We start from the raw sequence: 20563 nt of genomic DNA, 5'->3' as shown, positions 1-20563 counted from the left end.
CCGCGGGTGCTCAACATTACAGCGCTGCCTTAAAATATCAACCTGTTTTTCGCTCGCCCAGCAGTAATTGGTCTTTCAATTCCTTAATTTCCATTTCATAGGCTCGCATACGGGCGTGCAGAATGTCCATTTCGGTACGCATCATCTGGATTTCGGTAATCAGCTTGGCCGATTCAGGCTTGTTGATCTTTTTGTCGCCGGTGCCCAGTATCAGCCACTCTGGCGAGTATTTGAGTTGAAAACACAGCTTGCGGATAAGGTAATAGCTAACGTCCTGCTTCTTGTTAATTACCTTGCTGATGAACCCCTGGTCTACACCAATGGCACCTGCAAGTGCAAGCTGGCCGCCATGCTCCTTAACAATTACTTTTAACCGTTTTACTAATGCTTCGTCTGACATTTTCGATTGCAATATTAAGCAAAGTAGCGGGATTGTCAATAGTTAGTTTTTAAGAGCATGGCAAAGGCAGTCGTCTGCATAAAATGCAAAAAAAAAGGTTATAAAAGTTATGCCCAACCTTTACAACCCATTACAACCAACTATAAACTAACTAAAAAAACTTAACTGGCCAGCACAAATTCATTGCTGTGCTGCTGTACCTGATCCATCAGTTCATCAAGCCTTACATTGTAAGCCTCGATAGACATCTGGCCATTATTATATTTTGACGAAAGTAATTTAAGCTCCTGCACTTTTGAAAGCCTTAAATTTTCGCTTTTATTATTGTAAAGTCCCGCCATGGTTGCTGCAGCTGCCATATTTTGCGGCGCATCATCAAAGCGCAGCATACTTTTAAGCGTGGCTATTTTTTGCTCTGTTGATTTCAATAAAAACATCGGAGGCGTTTGCCTGCTTTCTTTTAAAACTGAATTAACCTTTACCGTCTGCTTTTTATCAAACTTTAATATCAATACTATGATGGTTACCCCGGCTACCAAAAAGAAAAAGAAAACATCCATCGTTTTAAAGATTACCAATACCTAAATCAAACATTTATGATTATTGATATACTTTTACGTTAGTGGTTGCTAAGTAGTTACGTTATTTTTAGATTTTTTTTGCCGGTGAAGCATTTAAGATCCCGGCCATCAACCGGTTAACTACAAAACCTTCTGATAGCACAAAAACCGCATCCCGGGCCTGAAACCGAGGCCAATCTCGCCCGAATATTGGTAACCCAGCTTAGGGAAAAGCTTTTGTGTGGCCTGGTTATTGGTATTGGTATCAACCCTTAATATTTTAATGCCGCGGTTAATGGCTACCACCTCTGCCTGCACCAGCAACGCTGCGGCAACTCCCCTGCCCTGGCATTTGGGGCTAACGGCCAGCCGGTGGGTAACAATTGCAGGTTCGGTAATATCCCAGCCAACTTCGGCGTATTCCGGTTCCTGATCTGTAGTAATGGCGGTGATACCCGCAACGCTGCCTTCCAGTTCGGCAACCCAAAGCTGTTTAAGGGCAATATCTTTTTCAAAAACTTCGGCATTGGGGTAGGTATCGTCCCATTGCATATTACCGGCAGCATTCATAACAGGCACTACGCCGGCAATAAGTTTCAGGATCTGGGGAATATCGGCAAGTTGAGCCAGGCGGATGATCATAGCGCCAAAAATAGTTACTTATTTTAAAATTAAACCCAATTACGTTTGATAAGAAGCCGGGTATTGCCGCCTTACTTTACCGCTACTTCTGGAAAATCTACTTTAGTAATGTCCTTTGTAATATTATGCCGTTCGTTATTCAAATTTTTTAAAAACGGCATTACATCATCCCCGTAAGCCCTTCTGCTTAACGCAAACAACAGCACACCCTTATGCCCGGCTTTGTCTGTATAGTTTTTATAACGATAAGCATTCAACTCCACTACAGACACTTTATCACCGCTGCCGGCGCTTAATATAAAGTCAAGTAAATACTCACCTGTTTCAGGTTTCTGCCGCAACATAAAGTTAGCCACCGCGTCGGTTTTCTTTCGTGTAACTATTTCAATGGCTTTTAAATTCACTATATTTTTTGCAGGCGTATCTATCAATAAAAATTCAACCAGCACCATGTTCTTATATTGATCCGGCTTCTCGCTAACGGGAATATACTCTTGCTTATAATAATTATCCACCGGGTGCGCGCTCCATGATAACTTATACTCCAGCTTATTAATGGTTATTATTTCACCTGTGCCAAGGTAATTTACTACTGTATCAGCAGTTTTTTGCCCGAAGCCCGTAGTTAATGTCAGCATAAATGGCAATAGGCAAAACATCCACTTTTTTATCCAATTCATTTTGTGTAATTAATATTTAATAACCCTTTTCTTAATGCGGAATCAATTTAGCGCACCACAATTTTCGCCTTGCCATCTTCGTGCAATGCCCTGGTAATTCTCGAAGGGCTTTTCCACTCAAACAGGTGGATCACCCAAACAGTAAAGCGCATAAAACCCTGCATGTGGATCAGTCCGTCGGCAAGTTTTCTTATGGTTTGGTCGCGCTGGCCAATACAGGCTGCGTAAGCTGCACCTTGCCTGGTGATCAGGTCTTCGGCAAAGCACCAGGCGCCGTCGCGTGCGTTATCAATACTGAATTGGATCAGGATAGAAGTTTGGTTGTTGTAGTGCAGCCCCAGTAATGATAGCAGGGGCGACATCCGGTCAATGTCATTCATCACCTGGTAAGTTAAGGCCGAGATGATGGTATTTATGGCGTCGAAATCTTTTTTTACGCCGTCCATCTGCCCGCCCGAAACCTCTGCCGCGGCAATGCCCAGGTCAAGGTTAATGTGCGCATTCATACCCAGCAGCAGTTGCTGCAACAACAGCGCCGACGAACTTTCAGTAGCCTGGAACGCCACCTGCCACGACAGCGACAGCGGCTGCTTGTTTTTCCAGGCGCTTAAAGCATCCAGGTAACGGCTGGCAAACACCACATCAAACTGCTCCATGCGGGCGCCGTCTTCAAACTGCCCCTTTGCAATCCCATCCTTTACGCTGGCGGTTACCTTATAATACAGGGCCGCAAAATACCCCATCCGGCTGTTGGTTTTTATGCTTTCGGCAATAACGCTTTCCAGTTGGGTAAGTACATCATCAATTGTGCTGGCTGCCATAACAGGTGTTTTAAGGTACAGGTAACTATTGAGCTGCAGCAAATTACCGTCGCCCAACCAAAAATAATATTATAAAACGATATCGCCAGCTGCCCTGTTAAAATAAGCGTTTACGGTATTATAAATATCGTTATCGTTCCCTTTAACAAAGCGTAGTGGAATGGTTATTTCGCTGCCATGATCCGACACCCATTTCAGGCTGACCCTGATCTGTGCCGAGCTTCTGCCATGCACCATACTGATCTGGCTGATATCTTTCCAGTCGATAGTGATGTTGCGGATGTAGTCAATAATGCAGGTTTCGTTCAGCTCCAGCGCCGTGTTGCCTTTAATGGCCGGTACAATGCGTTTTACAATCAGCAAAGCGCCCACCAAAATAAAAACTATTACAAACAGGCCGTAAACCAGCCAGCCGGCCTTACTGCTACTGCCTAACACGTTGGTAAGCAACAATAGCATTAATGCCAGCATCACCAAAAAACTGGCGAGGCTAAAACTCAGGCTGTATGGGTATTTGGTCGGGATCATATCCTGGCGGGTAAAGTCAGCAAGTCCGAAAGATAAGTAATTAGCGGCTGAAAGCCTATATTTCCCATTTTTCTTCCGGACTTCTACCTACATACTAATAAGCTTCCCTATAATGTCCTGCGGACTGGCCGGGTCACCTTTCAGGTTTTGCTGTTCAAAATAATTGTGCCAGCCGGCGGCGCCAACCATCGCTTCAAAGCCTTTGGCCACCTCGTCAGACGGGAACTTCCAGATGGCAAAAAAATCATAGTTCAGCCGCTTATCTGTATCGGCATCATTGGCACCCCAGCTTATTATTTCCACTCCTTGGTCAATGAGTTGTTGTATTGCCGGGGCAAGCTGCGCCATGTAAGCGCCTCTTTCTTCCTGTGCCAGATCCAGCCACAACTGCCGGGCGCTCCATGCCTCAATGTAGTATTTCATAACAAACGTGATTTAGATAATTGGTTTACCAATACTACTGATAATTAACGAAATAAGTGGAGCGGGAGCTGGAAAAGTTGGGAAGATTATTTTTGCTGTTAAGGTTGGGGTTGACAAATAAATTTAACCAGTTTCGAAAGCTCATTTGGCTCAATGTTAAAGAATTCGTTTATGGAATTTAAATCAAAAAGAGTATTTTATATTATTTCTCCCCCTAATCTCAAGGCAAATTAAAAATACCGGATTATCCCCCAAAAGCCTGCGTTCCGCCAAAAAAACATTTAAAAACGCATCCACTGTGCTTTTATTACATAGGGTCATTTTTATAAGTGACAAGTGTCATATTTATGTCAAAAATACAGTTGTAGCTTGCGGCAGTTAACGGACTATCTAAGTCACCTAATAAAAAGCAATTATGAAATTTCTACAAAGCAGAAAATTTTGGGTAGTAGCTACACTAACCTGTGTAATGGGCTACTTGGTAAGCTGTACCAAAAAGGACCAGGTAATTATACCTACCTCCGGAGCCAGCACAACTACCCTTGTATCAGTTAAAACCTCAACAGCGCCTAATATCGACGGCAGTATTGAGTCGGCGTGGAACAGTGCGCCTAAATTGAATTTCACGCCCGCGGTTCCGTACCCGGGTAATGGATTGTTCACGGGTTATAACGGGCAGCAATACCCGGCAACCTTACGGTCAATGTACGATGATAAATATGTTTACTTTTTAGCAGAATGGGCCGATGCCGACAAAAGCGTTTTTGTTGCTACCTGGTATTTTGACCCCGCAACACAGCTTTGGGCACAGGAACCTACCAGCAAAAAATTCGACTCGAACGGTAACGTTACCAGAGACGGTTTTGGCGAAGATAAATTTGCCATGTTATGGAACATTGACAATTCAACACCATTGTTTTTAACGCAAACCTGCTATGCAAGCTGCCACATATTTACCCCTTATACCAATTATTCTGTTAACCCCGCTGTTCAAGTATCAAATGCAGGCGAGGGCAACCACTATACCAATGGCGCAAGCGAAAAAATTGATATGTGGTGGGGGCATTTATCCCGCGACATTGTTTTTAAACAAATTGATGATGATTATCAGGATTGGGCCGGCGGACCAGGCGTAACCGGTTTGGTGGGTGGTTCAGGAAATGGCCGCCATGTTGACGGGCTTGTGGTAACAGGTACCTCAGCAAATTTCCCTTATGCCCCAACCTATACAGTGGCCCCGGCACAAGGCGCTTTAAATAACAAACAAACTTTAAAATTAGACGGTACCGGCAGTAAAGTAAGCGTACCTATGTGGATACTGCCCAATGGCGATAACTATTATTATGTATTGGCTACTGATACCCTTGCAGGCGGCAAAGCTGTAAAAATTACCGGCGTAAGTTCAACCGGGGTATTAACTTATAACGGTGGTTCAATTGACCCTAACTCAGGTACTGATTACCAGCGTACCGGCGACGCCGTTTTAGGTGGCGATGGCCCTAAATGTTTCCCAAGTTATATTGCCTCACCACTTTTGGGCGCCAGGGCTGATATTACAGGCGCCGCAATTTACACCGGCACGGGCTGGATTGTAGAATACAAACGCCTGTTAAAAACAAGTGATGGCCTGAAACAAGACGTTGACATGTCTGGCTTAAAAGATCAGCAATTTGGGTTTGCTATATGGAACAAATCAAACAATCAACACGGTATTCAACCAAATCTTACTTTAACCTTTAAGAAGTAATACCTGGCAGTTCTTTTCATAAGCTAAAAAATAAAGATCATGTCAAAAAAAATAAAAATAATAGGGTTTATAGTGGCTGCGCAATTAACGTTCACCATATATAGCTGTACTAAAACTACAACTGTACTTGAAGACAATTCGCCCGCAATAACCACGCCCGTAAGTTTTTCAAAAGACATTCAGCCTATACTAACCAGCAGCTGTGCAATAAGCGGATGCCATAGCGGTCCGGTGGCCCCTAATTTATCTGCGGCAACAGCTTACACTGTTTTAACCGGCGGCAGCCTGATCAATACCAGCACGCCCGAAAAAAGTGATGTGTATTTATGGATCACGGGTAAAAAGGCAGTTTCCATGCCACTTGGCAGTGCAAATAATCCATCAAATTTAAACGCCAAAATGCTTGCATGGATCAAACAGGGCGCTAAAAACAATTAAAAACCCAACTCATGAAAAAACAATATATATGTCCTTCATCAATTACCCGTTTGGCAACGATATGCCTGGTGATTGTGCTTTGCGGCAGTTTTGGCCGCTTAATGGCGCAGGATTCAACAGCCGTATCAACTGCTGTTAAAAAGAAATCATACGTAAAAAACACTTTTGAAGGTAACTTACTGATAGATAACCAAAGTGTAATGGTGCCCATAAAAGGAACGTTTGAGTTTGATATTCAGCACAGGTTCGGTACCATAAAAAAGGGGATTTCAAACCTGTACGGTTTGTTTGGAGGCGCTACCATGCGGCTTGGATTTAGTTACACGCCAATAAATAACCTGCAGGTAGGTTTCGGCGTTACTAATGAAAACATGATAGTTGACGGGAACCTTAAATACGCCATCATAAAGCAAACAAAAGATGGTGCCATACCCGTTAGTATTACCTATTACGGCAATGCAGCCATGGATACCCGCGCAAAAGATGCTACCACGCTGTTTGTAAACGCGTCGGACAGGTTTAGCTTTTTCAACCAGATCATTATTGCCCGAAAGGTTAATGAAAAGTTTTCGGTACAGGTAAGCCCGAGCATGTCGCACTTCAACAACCTGGAAGGGTACCTGGACGATGCCGGAAAAGTGCAGCCGAAATGGAAAAATGACCACTTTGCTGTTTCGGTGGCAGGCCGGTATAAAATATCTGACGGCAGCGCAATTATTGTAAACTACGACCAGCCCCTTACCCAACACCCCGCCGACAACCCGCACCCGGGTATCAGCTTCGGGATTGAGATGAAGACCAGCGGTCACGATTTTGAAATATTCTTTGGCAACTACAGCTCATTAATACCGCAAAACAACAACCTGTATAACCAGAACGATTACAAAAGAGGGCAGTTTTTAATTGGCTTTAATATTTCAAGGCTATGGAATTTTTAGGTCTGCAATAATGGATTAATAATTCGCCTATTTTGGCGTTTTAACTAATTGCAGAGCAAATAAAAACTCCACTTACAAATTAAAAATACTGCCCGGCAGGTTATCTGCCGGGCAGTATTTTTTTTTAATTATATGGGGATATTGCTTTTGAGTAGTTGAACTTTAGGTGTTGTAGCTTTGGGGCAGGGCTGCTCTACTGTCCTCCGCTGCCGCAAGTGTCCCTGGCTTGTGGCCCATGTGCTTATTGAATTTATAAATGAGGCTAATGATTAAAATGTAATGTTTTAGGTTGTAATTATCCCCAGCCGCTAATCCTTTCCTAATGATTATGTTTCTTGTGAATGTCCTTCACCAGGCACAGCTTTTTAATTTCTTCAATTTTAATAACGAAGGGCGCGTATTTAAGGCGGCTGCCTACCATTTCGGTAACATTGTCTGAATGGGCAATCACCTCGTCGTCATTATCGCCAACCAGCAGGCGCTTGTACATGCGGTAGTCGCCCCATTCAATATAATACACCTCGCCGGGCAGGATCTTTTTATCATGAATTATTTTGAGCGCCACCCAGCAGCCATTCTCCAGGTAAGGGTACATAGAGTGGCCCCACACCGGCAGCGCAAAGTCGCATTCCTCAATACCCGGAAAGTTCATGTGCCCAACCGGCCGCGTGTCATTAATATCGTTATAAACCTCAACACCCGATGCGGTAGCAATTATTTCATACATCGGGATGCCCTCAAATACCCGTTTTGCTACCGAAGTCTCAGAATAAGCTGTATTTTTCTTAGCGAGCAAGAAATCACTGTATTTTTCTTTAAATATCTTTAATTTTTCTGGATCAATGTTTTGCCGGCTCTTTATTATCTCCGTAATTGAACTCGGCGAGTTAAACCCCAGCGCCTCGGCAAGTTCCGCATTGCCATTGAACGCCTTACCACGAAGCTGGTTATAAAGTATAATAAACTCCAGCGTTTCGGGCCTTATGGTTTTAATTTTATTGGGTTTTGCCTGCTCATCCATAACAATAAAAAATATTTTTATTTTTTCTTTATTTAAATACAGATATTTCTTTATATTTGTATCACAATATTTCACTAAGATATTTTAAATTTATTAAAAATCCAAACAATGCATAAAGAATATACAGAATATAAACCAAGGCCGCCGGCGGTATAACCCGGCACAAAAAAAATTACGCTTTTAAATATTTTAATTTAACAGGTGCTCCCGGGCATCGCAAACTACTTCAGCTTATGCACCTCGCCTACTCCGCTATCGCTAAAACCCATACCAACCCTCAGCAAAGCCGCTCGCACCAGCAGGAACCCGAAAACGAGGCGCTGCTGCGCTACCGGGCCTACCAGCAAGTGTGCATTAATTTTAGCCATGAAATTGAAGCCATTCAAAAGTACCTGCCCGGCTGGATGCCGAAGTTTCGTTGAAGAGACGATAGTCGACGGACCATAGTCCATAGCTTAAATATGCATAACTAAATTCAATAACATACCATGGTCTATTGACCATCGACCATGGACTAACCCAACAACAATGATAAAGATCTCTCAAAAACTGAAAGACAAACTGTGGTGGCTCATCATCTCGGTTGATTACGATTACAACCGCATCACCATTGCCGACCACGACCTTACTGAAGAAACACTAACCCTTTGGCTGGAAGACAAGCACGATTTTAAGAACACGCTTGACGAATGCCTGCAGGTGGACATCCCGGCAAAACAATTCGCTAAAATTATAAAAGAGGAACAGCTAAACAGCTACGAGGGCTCACAAATGCACCCAACAAAAAACTATGTGTATAAAGACAGGATAGAGATCAATTCCCCTATCCGCTGGTACCAGGACGATGCCTCGCTATACGAACAGCAGCATACCCGCGATACCGTGCTCAGGCTGTTGCTTACCCAGTTAATTGAAAGCCAAACCCTGGGCGATGATATGGTTTTACATTGATCCATATATGCCAATTAGCATAAAAAACATAATACATAAATCCGAATTAGAAAATCTGACATCCCAAATCAAATGAACTACATTGCACAAATAAAAGGCTTTTGGCTGCTGCACAATAAGCACGCCTTAAACAGTACCGATACAGCCCTGTACTTTTACCTGCTGGAAGTTTGTAACAGCACCAACTGGATAAACCCCTTTAAACGGAATAACGCCAAAGTAATGGCTGATCTGCACCTTTCGAGGGCTACTTTTTTCAGATCGCGCAGCAAACTTAAAAAGGCCGGAATCCTTAATTTCAGGTCGGTAAACGGCACACCAAACGTAACCTATAACCTAACCGATCTTGAGCTTATCTATCGCGATAGAAATCAACCGGTTACAGGCAACAACAGTACAGGTTGCGAGCCGGGTGGTGATCCGGGTTTTGTTACAGGTAATGATACACTAAATAAAAACAGTAAACCAAAACCAAAACAAGCAGTAGTAATAAGCTGCGCCCAGGCTTTTGTTTTTTACGTGGAGACAAAGAATAATCGCCTGCTTAAAGACAGGTTTGGCCTTGATAACAATGCCATGCGCCTTTTTTTTGAAACTTTTTATAATTCAAAAATTGATCTTGGCGACCTTAACAACAAAACCATTGAAGAAATAGCGCGCAACTTTTACTATTGGTTGCCTAAACACCTGGCTGCGGTACAAAAAGAAAAAAGTTGCGCCAAAAAAGAAAGCTACAGTCGCCCGGCCGGTGTGCAGCCGTTACGCGGTGTTGCTGCAGCCCTTAAATTTGCTAACGTTGAAATGAGGGAGGAGTAATGGAGGGGGGAAAGAGATTAGAGATTAGTGATCAGCGGTTAGGGAAAAGCAATAAGAACACTGCCGGCTGGGCTATTTTAAAGCGGGACATGATTAAAAACCTGCCTAAACGCGACTTGTTCGATACCGTACGAATTAACGTTGCCAAAGCATTTGCCGATACCAACACCAAAGAAATAAGCGATGAGGACCGCAACTACCTGGTGAATGAGCTTACCGACAATATTTTAAAGTATCATCCGGCTATCCGCTTAAATGAGATTCCGGAAGCTATAGCGCAGGGGGTGAGGGGCAGGTTTGGCGAGTTTTACGGCCTTAGCGTGGTAACCTTCCTGAAATTTATTGAGCAATACCTGTTTTCGGAAAAGCGGACCAACATTGTTAAAGAAAGTGTAATTGACGATGTACCCAGGCCGGTGCCCGATCTTCAAACGCAATTTGAAACAGCTAAACAAAACGCCCTTTATGCCCTGCAACGCAAAAAAGACAAAAAGGACAATTCGGCCATAGCAACGGTAGTTTATGATTTTTTAGACCGGATAAAACTCATCCAATTCACGATTGCCGAAAAGCAGGACATGATGGCCGACGCCGTCCGCGAGCTGATAGCAGAATTGAAGTACAAGCTAATGATCTCGCCCTATATAGAGCGTGCAGCTATTAAAATGGATATTGAAGCCTATACAGCTGTGATGACTGCGCATGCCGGTATTAACGACCGCCTGTTTACCCTCGCCAAAATGCGCGCAAAAAAACTGGCGCTGGATGCTTTTTTGAATGGCGTTATTTTGGACGAGGCTGATTTAGATAAAATGATAGAGAAAAAGCGGGAATGTTTTTAGCTGGCAAAAGCCTTTGTCATCCTGAACGCAGCGGAGGAACTTATACGATTGATAAGCAGTCACTGTCCTTGTCTGGCGTTCATGTCCGGCGCTGAAGATTCTTCGCTCCCGCTCAGAATGACAAAGCCCCCATAACAAATCTCTTATCAGTATTTCGCAATATCAACATCAATAAAACTCACCAACATGAACTTAATTAAACAACCCAACCCTTGGCTTGCAATGGCCTTACTTGCATCGCTGCTTGTAGCGATGCTTATCATAATAAAACATTACGATGCCGTAAACTAAACAATCTTCAACTGGTACTTGCTCAACAACCCATGGATCCCCTGTGCCGAAAAGCTGGCTTTTTTAACGGAGTTTATTTCGGGGTCGATGTCGTAGTTGTAGGCAGTGATGAAGTTGGCGCTGCTGATGTCGGTTCGGTTAAATACGGCGCCGTTCAAATCGCAATCGCTAAATACCGAGCCGGCCAGATTGGCCTGGGTAAAGGTTACCTCCTTTAAAGTGCATTTGCTAAATTTGGTCTTCAGCATCTTTTTAAGCATAAACGACGAGTAATCCAATATGCAACCATCAAACCCAACGCTGAACAAAAAGTCAGCACAGTCGGTAAAGTTTACACCGAGGATCTTACAGTTTTTAAACTCAACGCTGCTTAAGGTGCATTTGGCCAGCTTCATTAGCGACAGGTTACAGCCATCAAATACACAATCGATAAACTTATTGCCGGAAAAATTACCGCTGCTGAAATCGCACTTTTTAAAGGTGCAGTTATTAAACTCCCTGCCGCTTACAGTGGTGCCGGCATAGCTTTCATCTTCAAAGGTTTTATCGTCTTGTACAAGGGCATTCATTGTGATTGGTTATTTGTTGTCCATAGTGGATGGACCATGGTAAAAAGATTGGATATTGTTGTCCATAGCCCATAGGAAAAGTTAAGATTATTGCTTTAAATTAAGGATAAGGAATATATAAACAAGTCCCTGATTTCCCTCTATGGTCTATGGACTATCGACCATGGTCTATGCACTATCGTCTTTGGTCTATGCACTATTGACCATGCACTTCCCCTACCCCTCTACTTCATCAATAAAAAGCAGCAGGTCCTGGTGAAAAGTTTCGCGTTTAAATTCCGAGCCATCGTAGTAAACCACATTAACCAGTTCATCGCTTTCGGTAAGTGTGCCGGTTTTGGTGTCTTCGTTTAAAAAGTAGCCTTCAACAGCCATTTTGGGGCCGTCGGCAATCATTACCACTACGTCGCCTAAAACAAATTTCTTTTCCATGGGGGATGTTTCTAATTGTTTATCGTTCAATTTTAATAAGCTCTTCTGCCTGTTTAACCAGCTCTTCCACTTCACTTTCAGCTTCGGCAGGGCTGCTGGCATATTGCAGCTTACGGAAACGCCATATAGCAAAGGCAGGCTCCTGGTAACGGTTAATCAGCTTAAAAAACTTGGGGAAGTTATGCACCTCGTCCAGCAGTACGCCGGTAACTATGCCACCGTTGTCAAGAATCTCGCGGATAGTATATTCTTTATCCCGCGTTATCCAGATCTCAAAATCCTGGCGGATCTCCGCACTTTTATCAGGATCTATCTTATCGTTTATACAAATTACCTTATCTCCGGGTTTCATAGTACAAATTTAAGCACATAAACCCGGAATTGTTTCAGTTGGGGGTTATTTTATTGGCAGGTGATAATGCATGGCAAGCCGAAAGACCAGAAAAGAAACCAGATCTACACAGGCATGGGTGAATATTAAAACCCTGATATTACGGTACCATTGGTAATGGATAGCAAACACCACACCGAACAAAGTGGCAAATATTACCTCGATATAACTTTGATACCTGAAATGAATAAGCCCAAACATTAACGACGAGATAATTACCGGCATGTACTTGTTTTTGAAAAGCAATTCGAGCCTCGGCAGCAGATACCCCCTAAAGATCATTTCTTCGGTAAACCCGGCGGTTACGGCACTAAAAATAAGCAGCGGCCAGCTTTTATTAACCACCGACAGCATGTAGAGCATTATTTGCCGGTTGTCATGCAGCCCAAATAACATGGGTATTTTTGAAATAATGCCTGCACCAATCGTTAACAGGTAAAGCGCGCCAAACGAAGCCGGGTAGAACCAGAAAGCTTGCTTAGTATCCGGCCAAAGCAAAAAGTTTTCCTTTTCGACCAGCCGGGCATAAAAATAAAGCAGTGCAACTTCCAGCCAGATAAATAACCTGGAGATAAAAAGCGTATTTACAGTGTAGCCGGCCCCTTTAAAGGTTACAAAACCAACCGATGGATAGTACAAAAACGCAATGAGTACGCCGATTATTAAAATTGTGTTACTGCGTTTAAGGCTGATGGTTTCCATTTATAATGGTGGAGGTTTGGATTGTTTAGGCTAAATGTATGCATAAATTTTGCAGAAAAGATGTACCCTTAAACCACAAAAATCATTCTATCTCCGGGGGGCCAGCGGATAATATCATTAAGGAAGAAATCCAGTTCTCCCTCTTTCTGCGAAGCAAACAGAGGGTCAGCGGGCGAAGCAATGCCGGGGTGAGTCCATGCAGCGCAAAAAAAAAGCTCTCCGATCCATCGGGGAGCCTTTTCCAATAAAAAAGAATATTGTTATGGGCAATTAATTGCGCCTAAAACCACCTTTATTACCACCGCCACCGCCGGTAAAACCAGGACCTTTGTCCTCGGCAACGTTAACCGTGATACGGCGGCCATAATAACTCGCTCCATTCATGCACCTAATCGCTTCCTTCGCCTCGTCATCATTAGCCATTTCTACAAAACCAAAACCTTTACTCTCTTTTGTTTCGCGGTCTTTAATAATCCTGAGCGATCTAACCGGCCCAAAATCACCAAATACAGCAGTTAATTCGGCCTCATCCACCTCAAGTGGCAAGCCTGCAATAAATACTTTCATCAATGTTTTTAAATTTGAACAAATGTACGCATAAAACGCCGCATTTCGGGTACGCATTTGCCGAAAGGTTAAAGCCCGGAGGTTTTATTACGTTGGGATGATGCTAATAGAAGCCTCAAAAGTGAGCCGTGCATGAAACACGGTAAGGCCGCAGGTAAAAAAGCAGTTGCAGCAGGTAAGGGTAAAAAAATAAATCAAAAGGGAATATGATATGATAAAATACCGGTCAGTTCTACGCACCACCTTTCACACGCTGATGACTACCCTACTTTACCGACTACCCAACTTACTTCAGCTTCAGATCAAAGCTGCCTTCAACTTTGTAAACGGGAGCGCTTGCTTTATCGCCTGCCGCTAAAAAGGCGTGAAAAGTACCTTTGGCAAGCACACTATCCTGGTTATATTTATCAACATGAATATTTCCAAAATCCTTTTGCCCTGCATATTTACTTAGTGAGTACTGAAAGCCAGGCTCCTTATACCCCGGACTCAGCAAAAATTGGCTGCCGGCTATGTCGCCATTTTTATTATCATGTACCAGGCCTGACGAGCTGATGCCAAAACTCATGTTATGATCTTTATTAATGGCGGTAATGCCAAAGTAACGTTTGCTGTCATCGATCTCATCGCGCACGTTAATAAAGGCAATTGAGTCTTTCGATGCATCAAATACGTAGGTGGAATCCTGGATCTTTAAGGTTAATGTGCCGGCCGCGGCCAAAAAATTACCGGGCGACGAGGTAGCTATGCTATCCGCTGCTATACTTGCTTTTAGTGCGCTGTTATCTTTTACGTCACTATCCTTCTGGCATGACGAAAGCATGGCCAAAAGCACAATGGTGACAGAAAAAATAAAGTGAGTGAAACTCCTTTGGCGCATATTTAAATTATTAATTAAATCTACTAAATAATTAACGAATATAAAACATAAATGGTTGCCGGTATACCAAATTAATTAACTTTTTAACATTTTTTAACGATAAAATATCCGCACCGGCAAAATATTATTTGTTAACCCCGGCATCCGGGTTTTCCTTAAAAGAAAAATTGAAAATATCACCAATAAATTGCTAAAAATATTTGCATTTTAAATTTAAATTACCTACCTTTATATCTGTATTATGCCGATAGGCATTTTAATCATAAATATGTTATTTCAACCTTATTTTACTGACGAGGCAGCATTGCTGTCCAAAGTCGACGCTTATTTTAATTTTATTGAAGGCGAGTATCACCTGGAGTGTAAACCCGGAAAAGAAAAGGAACATAAAGAGCTGCACTCCCCTTCCATAAAGGTTTGGGACCGCGACCCCGAACCGGCCACCTTTGCCGGCCTGGCGCTATTTTTGGGATTTAGCAGCATAAACGCGCTGGATGATTATACCGACACAGGTGAATATCCCGAAGCGCTAAAATGGGGACGCCTGCGCGTAGAGGCATCGTACGAAAAAAAGCTGCACGCACAATCGGCAACGGGCGCCATATTTGCACTGAAAGCTATGGGCTGGAGTGACCGCGGCGAAGGTAAGTCCGGTGCACAGGGGCCTAAAACTATCAAAGTAGAAGTGCTGGAATCAGGCCCCGAACCTGCCGAAAGTGAAAAGGAAGTGGTATTATAACGCCTGCCTTATAAATTCATAATCGTCAACCTCGGTGGCCGGCTGGCCTGGGTTGTTCGGGTCAGCTATCTCTGTTTCGTAATGTACGGCAAACTCGGTAGCGGTTAGTTTGGTAACCTTTTCAACAACGGCCGGGCTGGCATTAATATAAATAGTTAAGGTGCTGTCTTTAAATGTATAATGAAAGGTGTTTAAGCTGGGCGAATTATTGTTACCCCGCGCCGACTGGTAGCCTGTGCCATCATCAAAAAACTGGTCAAAATCGTCGCTGGTATAGTCGGTTCTTATGGTTTGGCCCACCTGCACGCCACCTTTTAGTAATTTAAGATCGTGTTTGGTGATAAACCAGCGGCCGGTAAGCGTTATAGCTTTAGACTGGGCAGCTTTTTTACATGCATATAAACACAGCAACAATGCAGGCAAAATAAGCAACAGGTATTTGTGTTTCATAAACATATAATTGGTAAGTTAAATGTAGCAATAGTTTTGCCACATTTACAACGCAGGTAACCAATTTAACGCGCGTAATAATAGTCTATAGCCACTTTATAGTTTTTGGTAGCCGCATTTACGGTTTGTGTGGTGGCGTATTCCAAATGCAGTGTTAGTGCCGTTTTAGTTAACTGCGTTATTTGCGCAGATTGCGATACCAAATGAATAACGGCCACAGACCCGGTACTGAAAATTGCGGTGCCAACATCAAAACCACCCAGGCTGGCCGCCGAAAGTTTAAATTCAGGCCCGGCAAAACTAAACGTACCGCGTACGGTATCAGCTGCTATAACAACATTTGGCGAGGTGCTGCCTATCCCGCCCGAGTTATAATAACTTATGGATGAAAAGGTATTATCAGCATCAAACTGGGCATAGCTCAAGGTTTTGTTTGATGCCTGCATAGCGGTATCTGTTTTTATAGTCCCGTCAACAAGTACGGTATAACCCTCTGTTTGCAGGGTCCATTTACCCACTAACAGCGCTTGCTGTGCATTTGAATGTGTGCTGTCGCTTTTACTGCAGGCGTAAAGCAGGCAGGTAAGGGCGGTAAACAATAAAAAGTAAATACGTTGCATAGGCAGGGTTTATAAACGCTTAACAAATATAAATAATCTGATATTAAAAATGATCCCTCAAAAAGCTTCAGTACTGTTCAGTAAAAATTATTATACGGATAAACACGTAGCCGTAAACCAGGGCGGAACCAGCTCGGGCAAAACCGTAGCCATCCTGCAGGTTTTGTTCAGCCTGGCTTGCCAAACCGAAGGCCTGGTAATTACCGTGGTTGGGCAGGATATCCCGAACCTTAAATCAGGCGCACTGCGAGATGCGCTGAATATATTTTACGGCTGGCCCGAGTTGCAGCTGATGGTGAAAAGTTATAACCGCACCGACAGGATCTTTGAGTTTTATAACGGAACAATTGTAGAATTCAAGAGTTACGAAAATGCGCAGGATGCGAAATCAGGCAAAAGGGATTACCTTTTTGTAAACGAAGCCAATGGCATTTCATTTGATGTTTACACCGAGCTTGCCCTGCGTACCCGGCTAAAGATCTTTATTGACTATAACCCCAACAGCGCGTTTTGGGTGCATGACAGGCTGATAGGCAACCCGGGCATACAGCTCATTATCTCCGACCACCGCCACAACCCTTTTTTATCCTCCCAAACAAAAGAAAAAATTGAAGCCCTGCAACAACAGGACCCTGAACAATGGCGGGTGTATGCCCGCGGGCTCACCGGCAAAATAACGGGGCTGATTTTTAATAACTGGTTTATTTGTGAAGAGATTCCCGCCGAAGCAAAGCTGGTAGCCGCCGGGTTGGATTTTGGCTTTACAAATGATGAAACCGGCTTTTTAATGGTTTATAAGCAAAATGGCCAGCTTTGGGTGGATGAAGTTATATACGAAACCGGCCTCACCAATACCGACATTTCGGCCCGTTTAAACGCCGCGGGTATAAGCAGGCATGTTGATATTATAGCTGACAGTGCCGAGCCAAAATCAATTGAAGAGCTGCGCCGCCTGGGCTGGAAAATTACCGGGGCAAAAAAAGGGGCCGACAGTGTAAACAACTCCATTGATATCTTAAAGCGGTACCCTATAAATGTCACCCGCCAAAGCGTAAACCTGCGTAATGAGCTTGGCCGCTACAAATGGCGAACCGACCGCACTGGCCGTACCCTGAATGAACCGGTGGACTCCTGGAACCATTTGATTGATCCTTTACGTTACGTTGCGCTCAATAAATTACGATCGCCGGGCCGCGTAAAAAGAAACAGCTGGCTGGCCCCAGTGCCCGCCAAAGGGGGAGTTATAACGGGTATGAACTTACTGGTTTAACGCCTTTGTCATCCTGAACATAAAGTCGGCATTATACCTATCCCGCGTTTAGGTCTCGCTCAGCGTGACAAATTATCTTAAATCTGAACTTAAACCCTATATCTCAAATCCGAAATCGAACATCTGAAATCCACCATTAAAACATCCATGATACAAAAAACACTAAAAACCACCACCGGCAAGCTAAAGGTGCAAATCCCCGATAAGCTGGATGAAATTACGCTGGGGCAACTGATAGCCCTGCAGCAAAGCCCCGACCTAAACGACCTGGAAGCCATCAGCATCCTCTCGGCCATTCCGGTAAAAGAATTACAAAACGTACAAAGCCCGGCTGATTTTGCCCTGTTGGGCGGGGGGATGTTATCCTTATCGCACCAGATAGAACATTTGTATAACAGCGACGCCATCCCCAAACGGGTAACCTTCACCACAGGCAAAACGGTTAATATAACGGGCAACCTGGCCGTTGAGCCCGTTGGCGCATTCATGGCGGCCCGTGAAATTATCAGCGATGAAATAAGTGTACATGTTGCCCGCTATGGCGATGAAGGCTGGCAGCAAACCTTCAAACCGTCGTTGAATGCTTGCTGCCAGGTGCTTGCCCACTACTTTTACTGCAAAGCCACCGGCAAACCTTATAACGAATATGAGGCCGAAGAATTTACCAGCGAAATAAAACAACTGAGGGTAACGGAGGCGCTGCCCATAGCCAAACATTTTTTTACCTATTATCCCGGCTCATCGAGGATGAAAACCGGCTCCTTTCGTCGGCTGTTACAGCACTTGAGCGCCGCGCTGGTATCCAAACGTTCCAAAAGTTTAAATACATCAACACTGTAAACTCCCTTGCCGGCGGCGACATTACCAAATGGGCGTTAATTTTAAACATGCCCTATGAACGCGTGCTAACCAAGCTGCTATTGAATAAAACGGAAGCGGAGTATCAGAAAAAGTATTCGGAACTCTTGCAGGCGCAATAACTGATAAAATTTACGAGGAATCTGATACAAGCTGCTTCGTCTTTCGGACTAACAAAACTGATCTCTAATCAACTAATCTCTACCCCAAAATGCCCATCCGTAACCAAATTGAAGCCGTGGTACAAACACTCACGGGTTCACCAACTTTTATTTATGGCACTGCCAACGAGCTTAACCAGCTGGCAGATGATGCCGCCTTCCCTTGCGTATTTATGTACCCTTTGCAGCCCATTGATATATCGCCGCAGGTGAATGGCTCGGTTAATAATACCTTCTCCATTTATTTGGAGTTTCTGTTCAAAACAGATTTTGACGAATACACATCAGCCAACGAGACTTATGTGAATCAGGCCCTGGCACTTGCTAACGAATTCATAGTTAAAGCATCGAAATACCGCGAAGGCCAGGGCCGTTACTTCCGCATAAAAGCCGGCGATAAAGCCAAATGCCTGCCTGTGTATAATAAGTTTAGCCCGGAGAGAGGAGGCAGATAACAACGGCCCCAATAGTGATGACCTGGCTTACAGCAATACACCCTCGCAATTGGAAAAAGATCTTGGTTCATTTCAGGGAGCAAAAAGCGCGCAAAAGATCATTGTTATTGAATATGAGGATGAGAGTTCCAAACCGGAGTTTAAGCCATATTCGATCCAAAATAACGACAAGCTTTTTGAAGCCACCGAAAAATCAGTTGAGGCCAGGATCATCAAAGGCTTCTCAATTCCAAAAGAACTGATCAACGCCGAGAAATCATCAGGCTTGAGCAATGGCGGCGAAAAGAAACAGGCCATCTGCGAGTTTAACGATAACACTGCGCCTGACAGGCTGGAGTTATCCGAAGCTTTTGAAGAGATCTTCAGTCACTTTTATACCAACATCAACCCAAAAAATAACTGGAAAATATTACCCGTGCCCGCTAATGTTGCCGACGATACCGCCGGCATAAAGGCAGGCAACAGCATCAACCAATTGCTGCTGTCAAATCTCCCGCCCGAAAATAAAACAGCCGTCCTGGTTTATGCCTATGGCTTTAAACAGGCGGAGGCCCAGGCGATGGCGGGGGTTGAGTTGAATGGTTGATTAGGTTAAACTACTGACAACGCGCACGCTAACTTATCACTCAACTTATCCAACTCAATTAACCTAAACTAACTTAATCAACCAAATGCAACTAATCAACCAAACAACATTCCAGCGATACGAGGATATCTCTGTAAACATAAAACCGGAACGCTTAAACGTTTTCATCAAAAAAGCGCAGGACCTTGACCTGAAACCATTTTTAGGCCATGCGTTGTATTACGATTTTATTCAGCATTTTAACGATGACGGCTCCCTGAAAGATGATGCCCCACAGGCTTACAAAGACTTGCTTAATGGCAGCGAATACCTGGATAAATACGGACACATTGTTTTGTACGAAGGTATGGCGCCTACCCTGGTTTACTTCACCTTTGCCCGCTTTATTGAGGCCGATGCCATACACTATACCCCAACGGGCCCGGTAATAAAACATCATGACAACGGCGATGCCGTGGCACCAAAAGACATTGTAAAGCTGGTGCAACAGCAACGCAGCGTAGCCAATGCCCATGCCAATGAGATTGAAAAATTTCTTTGGGACCACCGTGATGACTTCCCGCTTTGGCGCTATGACGGCAAAAATAAAAGCGCCAGGCAGGCAGGTCCGCGAATAAGAAGCGTTGATAGAACTGACTTTTGCAAAGCCTACGGCGTTGAAACTACCGATGGCATTGTGCCGCTTTACAATTTCATGAACTAGACACGGTTTAGGGATTTAAGAGATTTACAGAATAATTATGACTAGATAATCCTGTAAATGCTACCTAAATCCTGTAATCGCG

At 43.8% G+C, this 20563-nt stretch carries 29 protein-coding genes; 13 read left to right on the top strand and 16 right to left on the bottom strand.

The genetic code is table 11. The annotated features are described in order from the left end of the window. Positions 1–37: 37 nt before the first annotated feature. The 7 genes from MuYL_RS06015 to MuYL_RS05985 all read right to left on the bottom strand — a co-directional run bounded on the left by MuYL_RS06015 (position 38) and on the right by MuYL_RS05985 (position 4054). Positions 38–400 (bottom strand): helix-turn-helix domain-containing protein, encoded by a 363-nt coding sequence (locus MuYL_RS06015; RefSeq protein ID WP_094569670.1) that lies wholly within the window; start codon positions 398–400, stop codon positions 38–40. Between the two features lie 161 nt (positions 401–561). Continuing rightward, on the bottom strand, positions 562–960 hold the full coding sequence (locus MuYL_RS06010) for a hypothetical protein (protein WP_094569669.1): 399 nt from the start codon (positions 958–960) through the stop codon (positions 562–564). Between the two features lie 141 nt (positions 961–1101). Next, a complete protein-coding gene (locus MuYL_RS06005) occupies positions 1102–1602 on the bottom strand; it encodes a GNAT family N-acetyltransferase (protein WP_094569668.1) in 501 nt (166 codons plus the stop codon). A 71-nt stretch (positions 1603–1673) separates the two neighbouring features. Then, a complete protein-coding gene (locus MuYL_RS06000) occupies positions 1674–2282 on the bottom strand; it encodes a hypothetical protein (RefSeq protein ID WP_157740643.1) in 609 nt (202 codons plus the stop codon). A 47-nt stretch (positions 2283–2329) separates the two neighbouring features. Further along, positions 2330–3103 carry a DUF5995 family protein gene (locus MuYL_RS05995; protein WP_157740641.1) on the bottom strand — a complete coding sequence of 258 codons (774 nt, stop codon included), beginning with the start codon at positions 3101–3103 and terminating at the stop codon, positions 2330–2332. Between the two features lie 69 nt (positions 3104–3172). Next, positions 3173–3631: a hypothetical protein gene (locus MuYL_RS05990; protein WP_094569665.1), complete on the bottom strand. Its 459-nt coding sequence runs from the start codon at positions 3629–3631 to the stop codon at positions 3173–3175. A gap of 87 nt (positions 3632–3718) precedes the next feature. Further along, positions 3719–4054 (bottom strand): DUF6616 family protein, encoded by a 336-nt coding sequence (locus tag MuYL_RS05985; RefSeq protein ID WP_094569664.1) that lies wholly within the window; start codon positions 4052–4054, stop codon positions 3719–3721. A gap of 415 nt (positions 4055–4469) precedes the next feature. On the opposite strand from MuYL_RS05985, the gene MuYL_RS05980 reads away from it, so the two are divergent. The 3 genes from MuYL_RS05980 to MuYL_RS05970 are packed head-to-tail and all read left to right on the top strand — an operon-like array spanning position 4470 to position 7177. Next, the gene (locus MuYL_RS05980; protein WP_094569663.1) at positions 4470–5801 is read left to right on the top strand and encodes an ethylbenzene dehydrogenase-related protein; all 1332 of its coding nucleotides are present in this window, start codon (positions 4470–4472) and stop codon (positions 5799–5801) included. 39 nt (positions 5802–5840) lie between these two features. Beyond that, positions 5841–6239: a hypothetical protein gene (locus MuYL_RS05975; RefSeq protein WP_094569662.1), complete on the top strand. Its 399-nt coding sequence runs from the start codon at positions 5841–5843 to the stop codon at positions 6237–6239. Between the two features lie 11 nt (positions 6240–6250). Beyond that, entirely contained in the window at positions 6251–7177 is a 927-nt protein-coding gene (locus MuYL_RS05970) for a DUF5777 family beta-barrel protein (RefSeq protein ID WP_094569661.1), read from the top strand. A gap of 319 nt (positions 7178–7496) precedes the next feature. On the opposite strand, the gene MuYL_RS05965 is transcribed toward MuYL_RS05970, so the two are convergent. Then, on the bottom strand, positions 7497–8198 hold the full coding sequence (locus tag MuYL_RS05965; protein WP_157740639.1) for a S24 family peptidase: 702 nt from the start codon (positions 8196–8198) through the stop codon (positions 7497–7499). 233 nt (positions 8199–8431) lie between these two features. Between MuYL_RS05965 and MuYL_RS05960 the strand changes: the two genes are divergently transcribed. From MuYL_RS05960 to MuYL_RS05945, 4 genes are all read left to right on the top strand, one after another. Continuing rightward, positions 8432–8620, top strand: a complete 189-nt coding sequence (locus MuYL_RS05960; protein WP_094569659.1) for a hypothetical protein — start codon at positions 8432–8434, stop codon at positions 8618–8620. 106 nt (positions 8621–8726) lie between these two features. Further along, positions 8727–9149: a hypothetical protein gene (locus MuYL_RS05955; RefSeq protein WP_094569658.1), complete on the top strand. Its 423-nt coding sequence runs from the start codon at positions 8727–8729 to the stop codon at positions 9147–9149. A 72-nt stretch (positions 9150–9221) separates the two neighbouring features. Then, entirely contained in the window at positions 9222–9965 is a 744-nt protein-coding gene (locus MuYL_RS05950) for a hypothetical protein (protein ID WP_094569657.1), read from the top strand. Further along, positions 9965–10807, top strand: a complete 843-nt coding sequence (locus tag MuYL_RS05945; protein ID WP_094569656.1) for a hypothetical protein — start codon at positions 9965–9967, stop codon at positions 10805–10807. The genes MuYL_RS05950 and MuYL_RS05945 overlap by 1 nt, the downstream gene beginning before the upstream one ends. A gap of 287 nt (positions 10808–11094) precedes the next feature. Here the strand turns inward: MuYL_RS05945 and MuYL_RS05940 are convergent, their stop codons facing one another. The 6 genes from MuYL_RS05940 to MuYL_RS05915 all read right to left on the bottom strand — a co-directional run bounded on the left by MuYL_RS05940 (position 11095) and on the right by MuYL_RS05915 (position 14639). Next, positions 11095–11667, bottom strand: a complete 573-nt coding sequence (locus MuYL_RS05940) for a pentapeptide repeat-containing protein (protein ID WP_094569655.1) — start codon at positions 11665–11667, stop codon at positions 11095–11097. A 216-nt stretch (positions 11668–11883) separates the two neighbouring features. Next, entirely contained in the window at positions 11884–12099 is a 216-nt protein-coding gene (locus MuYL_RS05935) for a hypothetical protein (protein WP_094569654.1), read from the bottom strand. A 19-nt stretch (positions 12100–12118) separates the two neighbouring features. Beyond that, entirely contained in the window at positions 12119–12451 is a 333-nt protein-coding gene (locus MuYL_RS05930) for a hypothetical protein (protein ID WP_094569653.1), read from the bottom strand. A 45-nt stretch (positions 12452–12496) separates the two neighbouring features. Further along, positions 12497–13192, bottom strand: coding sequence for a CPBP family intramembrane glutamic endopeptidase (locus MuYL_RS05925; RefSeq protein ID WP_094569652.1), 696 nt, complete (start codon positions 13190–13192; stop codon positions 12497–12499). Between the two features lie 270 nt (positions 13193–13462). Next, positions 13463–13759: an RNA recognition motif domain-containing protein gene (locus MuYL_RS05920; protein WP_094572866.1), complete on the bottom strand. Its 297-nt coding sequence runs from the start codon at positions 13757–13759 to the stop codon at positions 13463–13465. Between the two features lie 286 nt (positions 13760–14045). Next, positions 14046–14639 carry a hypothetical protein gene (locus MuYL_RS05915; protein ID WP_094569651.1) on the bottom strand — a complete coding sequence of 198 codons (594 nt, stop codon included), beginning with the start codon at positions 14637–14639 and terminating at the stop codon, positions 14046–14048. A 268-nt stretch (positions 14640–14907) separates the two neighbouring features. On the opposite strand from MuYL_RS05915, the gene MuYL_RS05910 reads away from it, so the two are divergent. Next, a complete protein-coding gene (locus MuYL_RS05910) occupies positions 14908–15378 on the top strand; it encodes a terminase small subunit (protein WP_157740637.1) in 471 nt (156 codons plus the stop codon). Here the strand turns inward: MuYL_RS05910 and MuYL_RS05905 are convergent. Then, positions 15373–15828, bottom strand: a complete 456-nt coding sequence (locus MuYL_RS05905; RefSeq protein WP_157740635.1) for a hypothetical protein — start codon at positions 15826–15828, stop codon at positions 15373–15375. The two genes, MuYL_RS05910 and MuYL_RS05905, sit on opposite strands and share 6 nt — an antisense overlap. A 65-nt stretch (positions 15829–15893) precedes the next feature. Next, on the bottom strand, positions 15894–16448 hold the full coding sequence (locus MuYL_RS05900; protein WP_094569648.1) for a hypothetical protein: 555 nt from the start codon (positions 16446–16448) through the stop codon (positions 15894–15896). A 49-nt stretch (positions 16449–16497) separates the two neighbouring features. Between MuYL_RS05900 and MuYL_RS05895 the strand changes: the two genes are divergently transcribed. From MuYL_RS05895 to MuYL_RS05875, 5 genes are all read left to right on the top strand, one after another. Continuing rightward, on the top strand, positions 16498–17718 hold the full coding sequence (locus MuYL_RS05895; RefSeq protein ID WP_094569647.1) for a PBSX family phage terminase large subunit: 1221 nt from the start codon (positions 16498–16500) through the stop codon (positions 17716–17718). Positions 17719–17865: 147 nt separating this feature from the next. Then, a complete protein-coding gene (locus MuYL_RS05890) occupies positions 17866–18558 on the top strand; it encodes a hypothetical protein (protein ID WP_094569646.1) in 693 nt (230 codons plus the stop codon). Positions 18559–18787: 229 nt separating this feature from the next. Further along, positions 18788–19192 (top strand): hypothetical protein, encoded by a 405-nt coding sequence (locus MuYL_RS05885; protein WP_094569645.1) that lies wholly within the window; start codon positions 18788–18790, stop codon positions 19190–19192. 49 nt (positions 19193–19241) lie between these two features. Continuing rightward, positions 19242–19778: a hypothetical protein gene (locus tag MuYL_RS05880; RefSeq protein WP_094569644.1), complete on the top strand. Its 537-nt coding sequence runs from the start codon at positions 19242–19244 to the stop codon at positions 19776–19778. An 85-nt stretch (positions 19779–19863) separates the two neighbouring features. Further along, positions 19864–20481, top strand: a complete 618-nt coding sequence (locus tag MuYL_RS05875; RefSeq protein WP_094569643.1) for a DUF6712 family protein — start codon at positions 19864–19866, stop codon at positions 20479–20481. The last annotated feature ends 82 nt before the right edge of the window (positions 20482–20563 follow it).

Origin of the sequence: Mucilaginibacter xinganensis (genome assembly GCF_002257585.1) — a bacterium.
In the GTDB taxonomy this organism is placed as follows: Bacteria; Bacteroidota; Bacteroidia; order Sphingobacteriales; family Sphingobacteriaceae; genus Mucilaginibacter; species Mucilaginibacter xinganensis.
This window is presented reverse-complemented; position numbering and strand designations above follow the sequence as displayed.

What these genes read in the sequence shown, in the direction of transcription:
- MuYL_RS06015 (WP_094569670.1), bottom strand. Translation starts at nt 400, where the DNA reads ATGTCAGACGAAGCATTAGTAAAACGGTTAAAAGTAATTGTTAAGGAG.
- MuYL_RS06010 (WP_094569669.1), bottom strand. Translation starts at nt 960, where the DNA reads ATGGATGTTTTCTTTTTCTTTTTGGTAGCCGGGGTAACCATCATAGTA.
- MuYL_RS06005 (WP_094569668.1), bottom strand. Translation starts at nt 1,602, where the DNA reads ATGATCATCCGCCTGGCTCAACTTGCCGATATTCCCCAGATCCTGAAA.
- MuYL_RS06000 (WP_157740643.1), bottom strand. Translation starts at nt 2,282, where the DNA reads ATGAATTGGATAAAAAAGTGGATGTTTTGCCTATTGCCATTTATGCTG.
- MuYL_RS05995 (WP_157740641.1), bottom strand. Translation starts at nt 3,103, where the DNA reads ATGGCAGCCAGCACAATTGATGATGTACTTACCCAACTGGAAAGCGTT.
- MuYL_RS05990 (WP_094569665.1), bottom strand. Translation starts at nt 3,631, where the DNA reads ATGATCCCGACCAAATACCCATACAGCCTGAGTTTTAGCCTCGCCAGT.
- MuYL_RS05985 (WP_094569664.1), bottom strand. Translation starts at nt 4,054, where the DNA reads ATGAAATACTACATTGAGGCATGGAGCGCCCGGCAGTTGTGGCTGGAT.
- MuYL_RS05980 (WP_094569663.1), top strand. Translation starts at nt 4,470, where the DNA reads ATGAAATTTCTACAAAGCAGAAAATTTTGGGTAGTAGCTACACTAACC.
- MuYL_RS05975 (WP_094569662.1), top strand. Translation starts at nt 5,841, where the DNA reads ATGTCAAAAAAAATAAAAATAATAGGGTTTATAGTGGCTGCGCAATTA.
- MuYL_RS05970 (WP_094569661.1), top strand. Translation starts at nt 6,251, where the DNA reads ATGAAAAAACAATATATATGTCCTTCATCAATTACCCGTTTGGCAACG.
- MuYL_RS05965 (WP_157740639.1), bottom strand. Translation starts at nt 8,198, where the DNA reads ATGGATGAGCAGGCAAAACCCAATAAAATTAAAACCATAAGGCCCGAA.
- MuYL_RS05960 (WP_094569659.1), top strand. Translation starts at nt 8,432, where the DNA reads ATGCACCTCGCCTACTCCGCTATCGCTAAAACCCATACCAACCCTCAG.
- MuYL_RS05955 (WP_094569658.1), top strand. Translation starts at nt 8,727, where the DNA reads ATGATAAAGATCTCTCAAAAACTGAAAGACAAACTGTGGTGGCTCATC.
- MuYL_RS05950 (WP_094569657.1), top strand. Translation starts at nt 9,222, where the DNA reads ATGAACTACATTGCACAAATAAAAGGCTTTTGGCTGCTGCACAATAAG.
- MuYL_RS05945 (WP_094569656.1), top strand. Translation starts at nt 9,965, where the DNA reads ATGGAGGGGGGAAAGAGATTAGAGATTAGTGATCAGCGGTTAGGGAAA.
- MuYL_RS05940 (WP_094569655.1), bottom strand. Translation starts at nt 11,667, where the DNA reads ATGAATGCCCTTGTACAAGACGATAAAACCTTTGAAGATGAAAGCTAT.
- MuYL_RS05935 (WP_094569654.1), bottom strand. Translation starts at nt 12,099, where the DNA reads ATGGAAAAGAAATTTGTTTTAGGCGACGTAGTGGTAATGATTGCCGAC.
- MuYL_RS05930 (WP_094569653.1), bottom strand. Translation starts at nt 12,451, where the DNA reads ATGAAACCCGGAGATAAGGTAATTTGTATAAACGATAAGATAGATCCT.
- MuYL_RS05925 (WP_094569652.1), bottom strand. Translation starts at nt 13,192, where the DNA reads ATGGAAACCATCAGCCTTAAACGCAGTAACACAATTTTAATAATCGGC.
- MuYL_RS05920 (WP_094572866.1), bottom strand. Translation starts at nt 13,759, where the DNA reads ATGAAAGTATTTATTGCAGGCTTGCCACTTGAGGTGGATGAGGCCGAA.
- MuYL_RS05915 (WP_094569651.1), bottom strand. Translation starts at nt 14,639, where the DNA reads ATGCGCCAAAGGAGTTTCACTCACTTTATTTTTTCTGTCACCATTGTG.
- MuYL_RS05910 (WP_157740637.1), top strand. Translation starts at nt 14,908, where the DNA reads ATGTTATTTCAACCTTATTTTACTGACGAGGCAGCATTGCTGTCCAAA.
- MuYL_RS05905 (WP_157740635.1), bottom strand. Translation starts at nt 15,828, where the DNA reads ATGAAACACAAATACCTGTTGCTTATTTTGCCTGCATTGTTGCTGTGT.
- MuYL_RS05900 (WP_094569648.1), bottom strand. Translation starts at nt 16,448, where the DNA reads ATGCAACGTATTTACTTTTTATTGTTTACCGCCCTTACCTGCCTGCTT.
- MuYL_RS05895 (WP_094569647.1), top strand. Translation starts at nt 16,498, where the DNA reads ATGATCCCTCAAAAAGCTTCAGTACTGTTCAGTAAAAATTATTATACG.
- MuYL_RS05890 (WP_094569646.1), top strand. Translation starts at nt 17,866, where the DNA reads ATGATACAAAAAACACTAAAAACCACCACCGGCAAGCTAAAGGTGCAA.
- MuYL_RS05885 (WP_094569645.1), top strand. Translation starts at nt 18,788, where the DNA reads ATGCCCATCCGTAACCAAATTGAAGCCGTGGTACAAACACTCACGGGT.
- MuYL_RS05875 (WP_094569643.1), top strand. Translation starts at nt 19,864, where the DNA reads ATGCAACTAATCAACCAAACAACATTCCAGCGATACGAGGATATCTCT.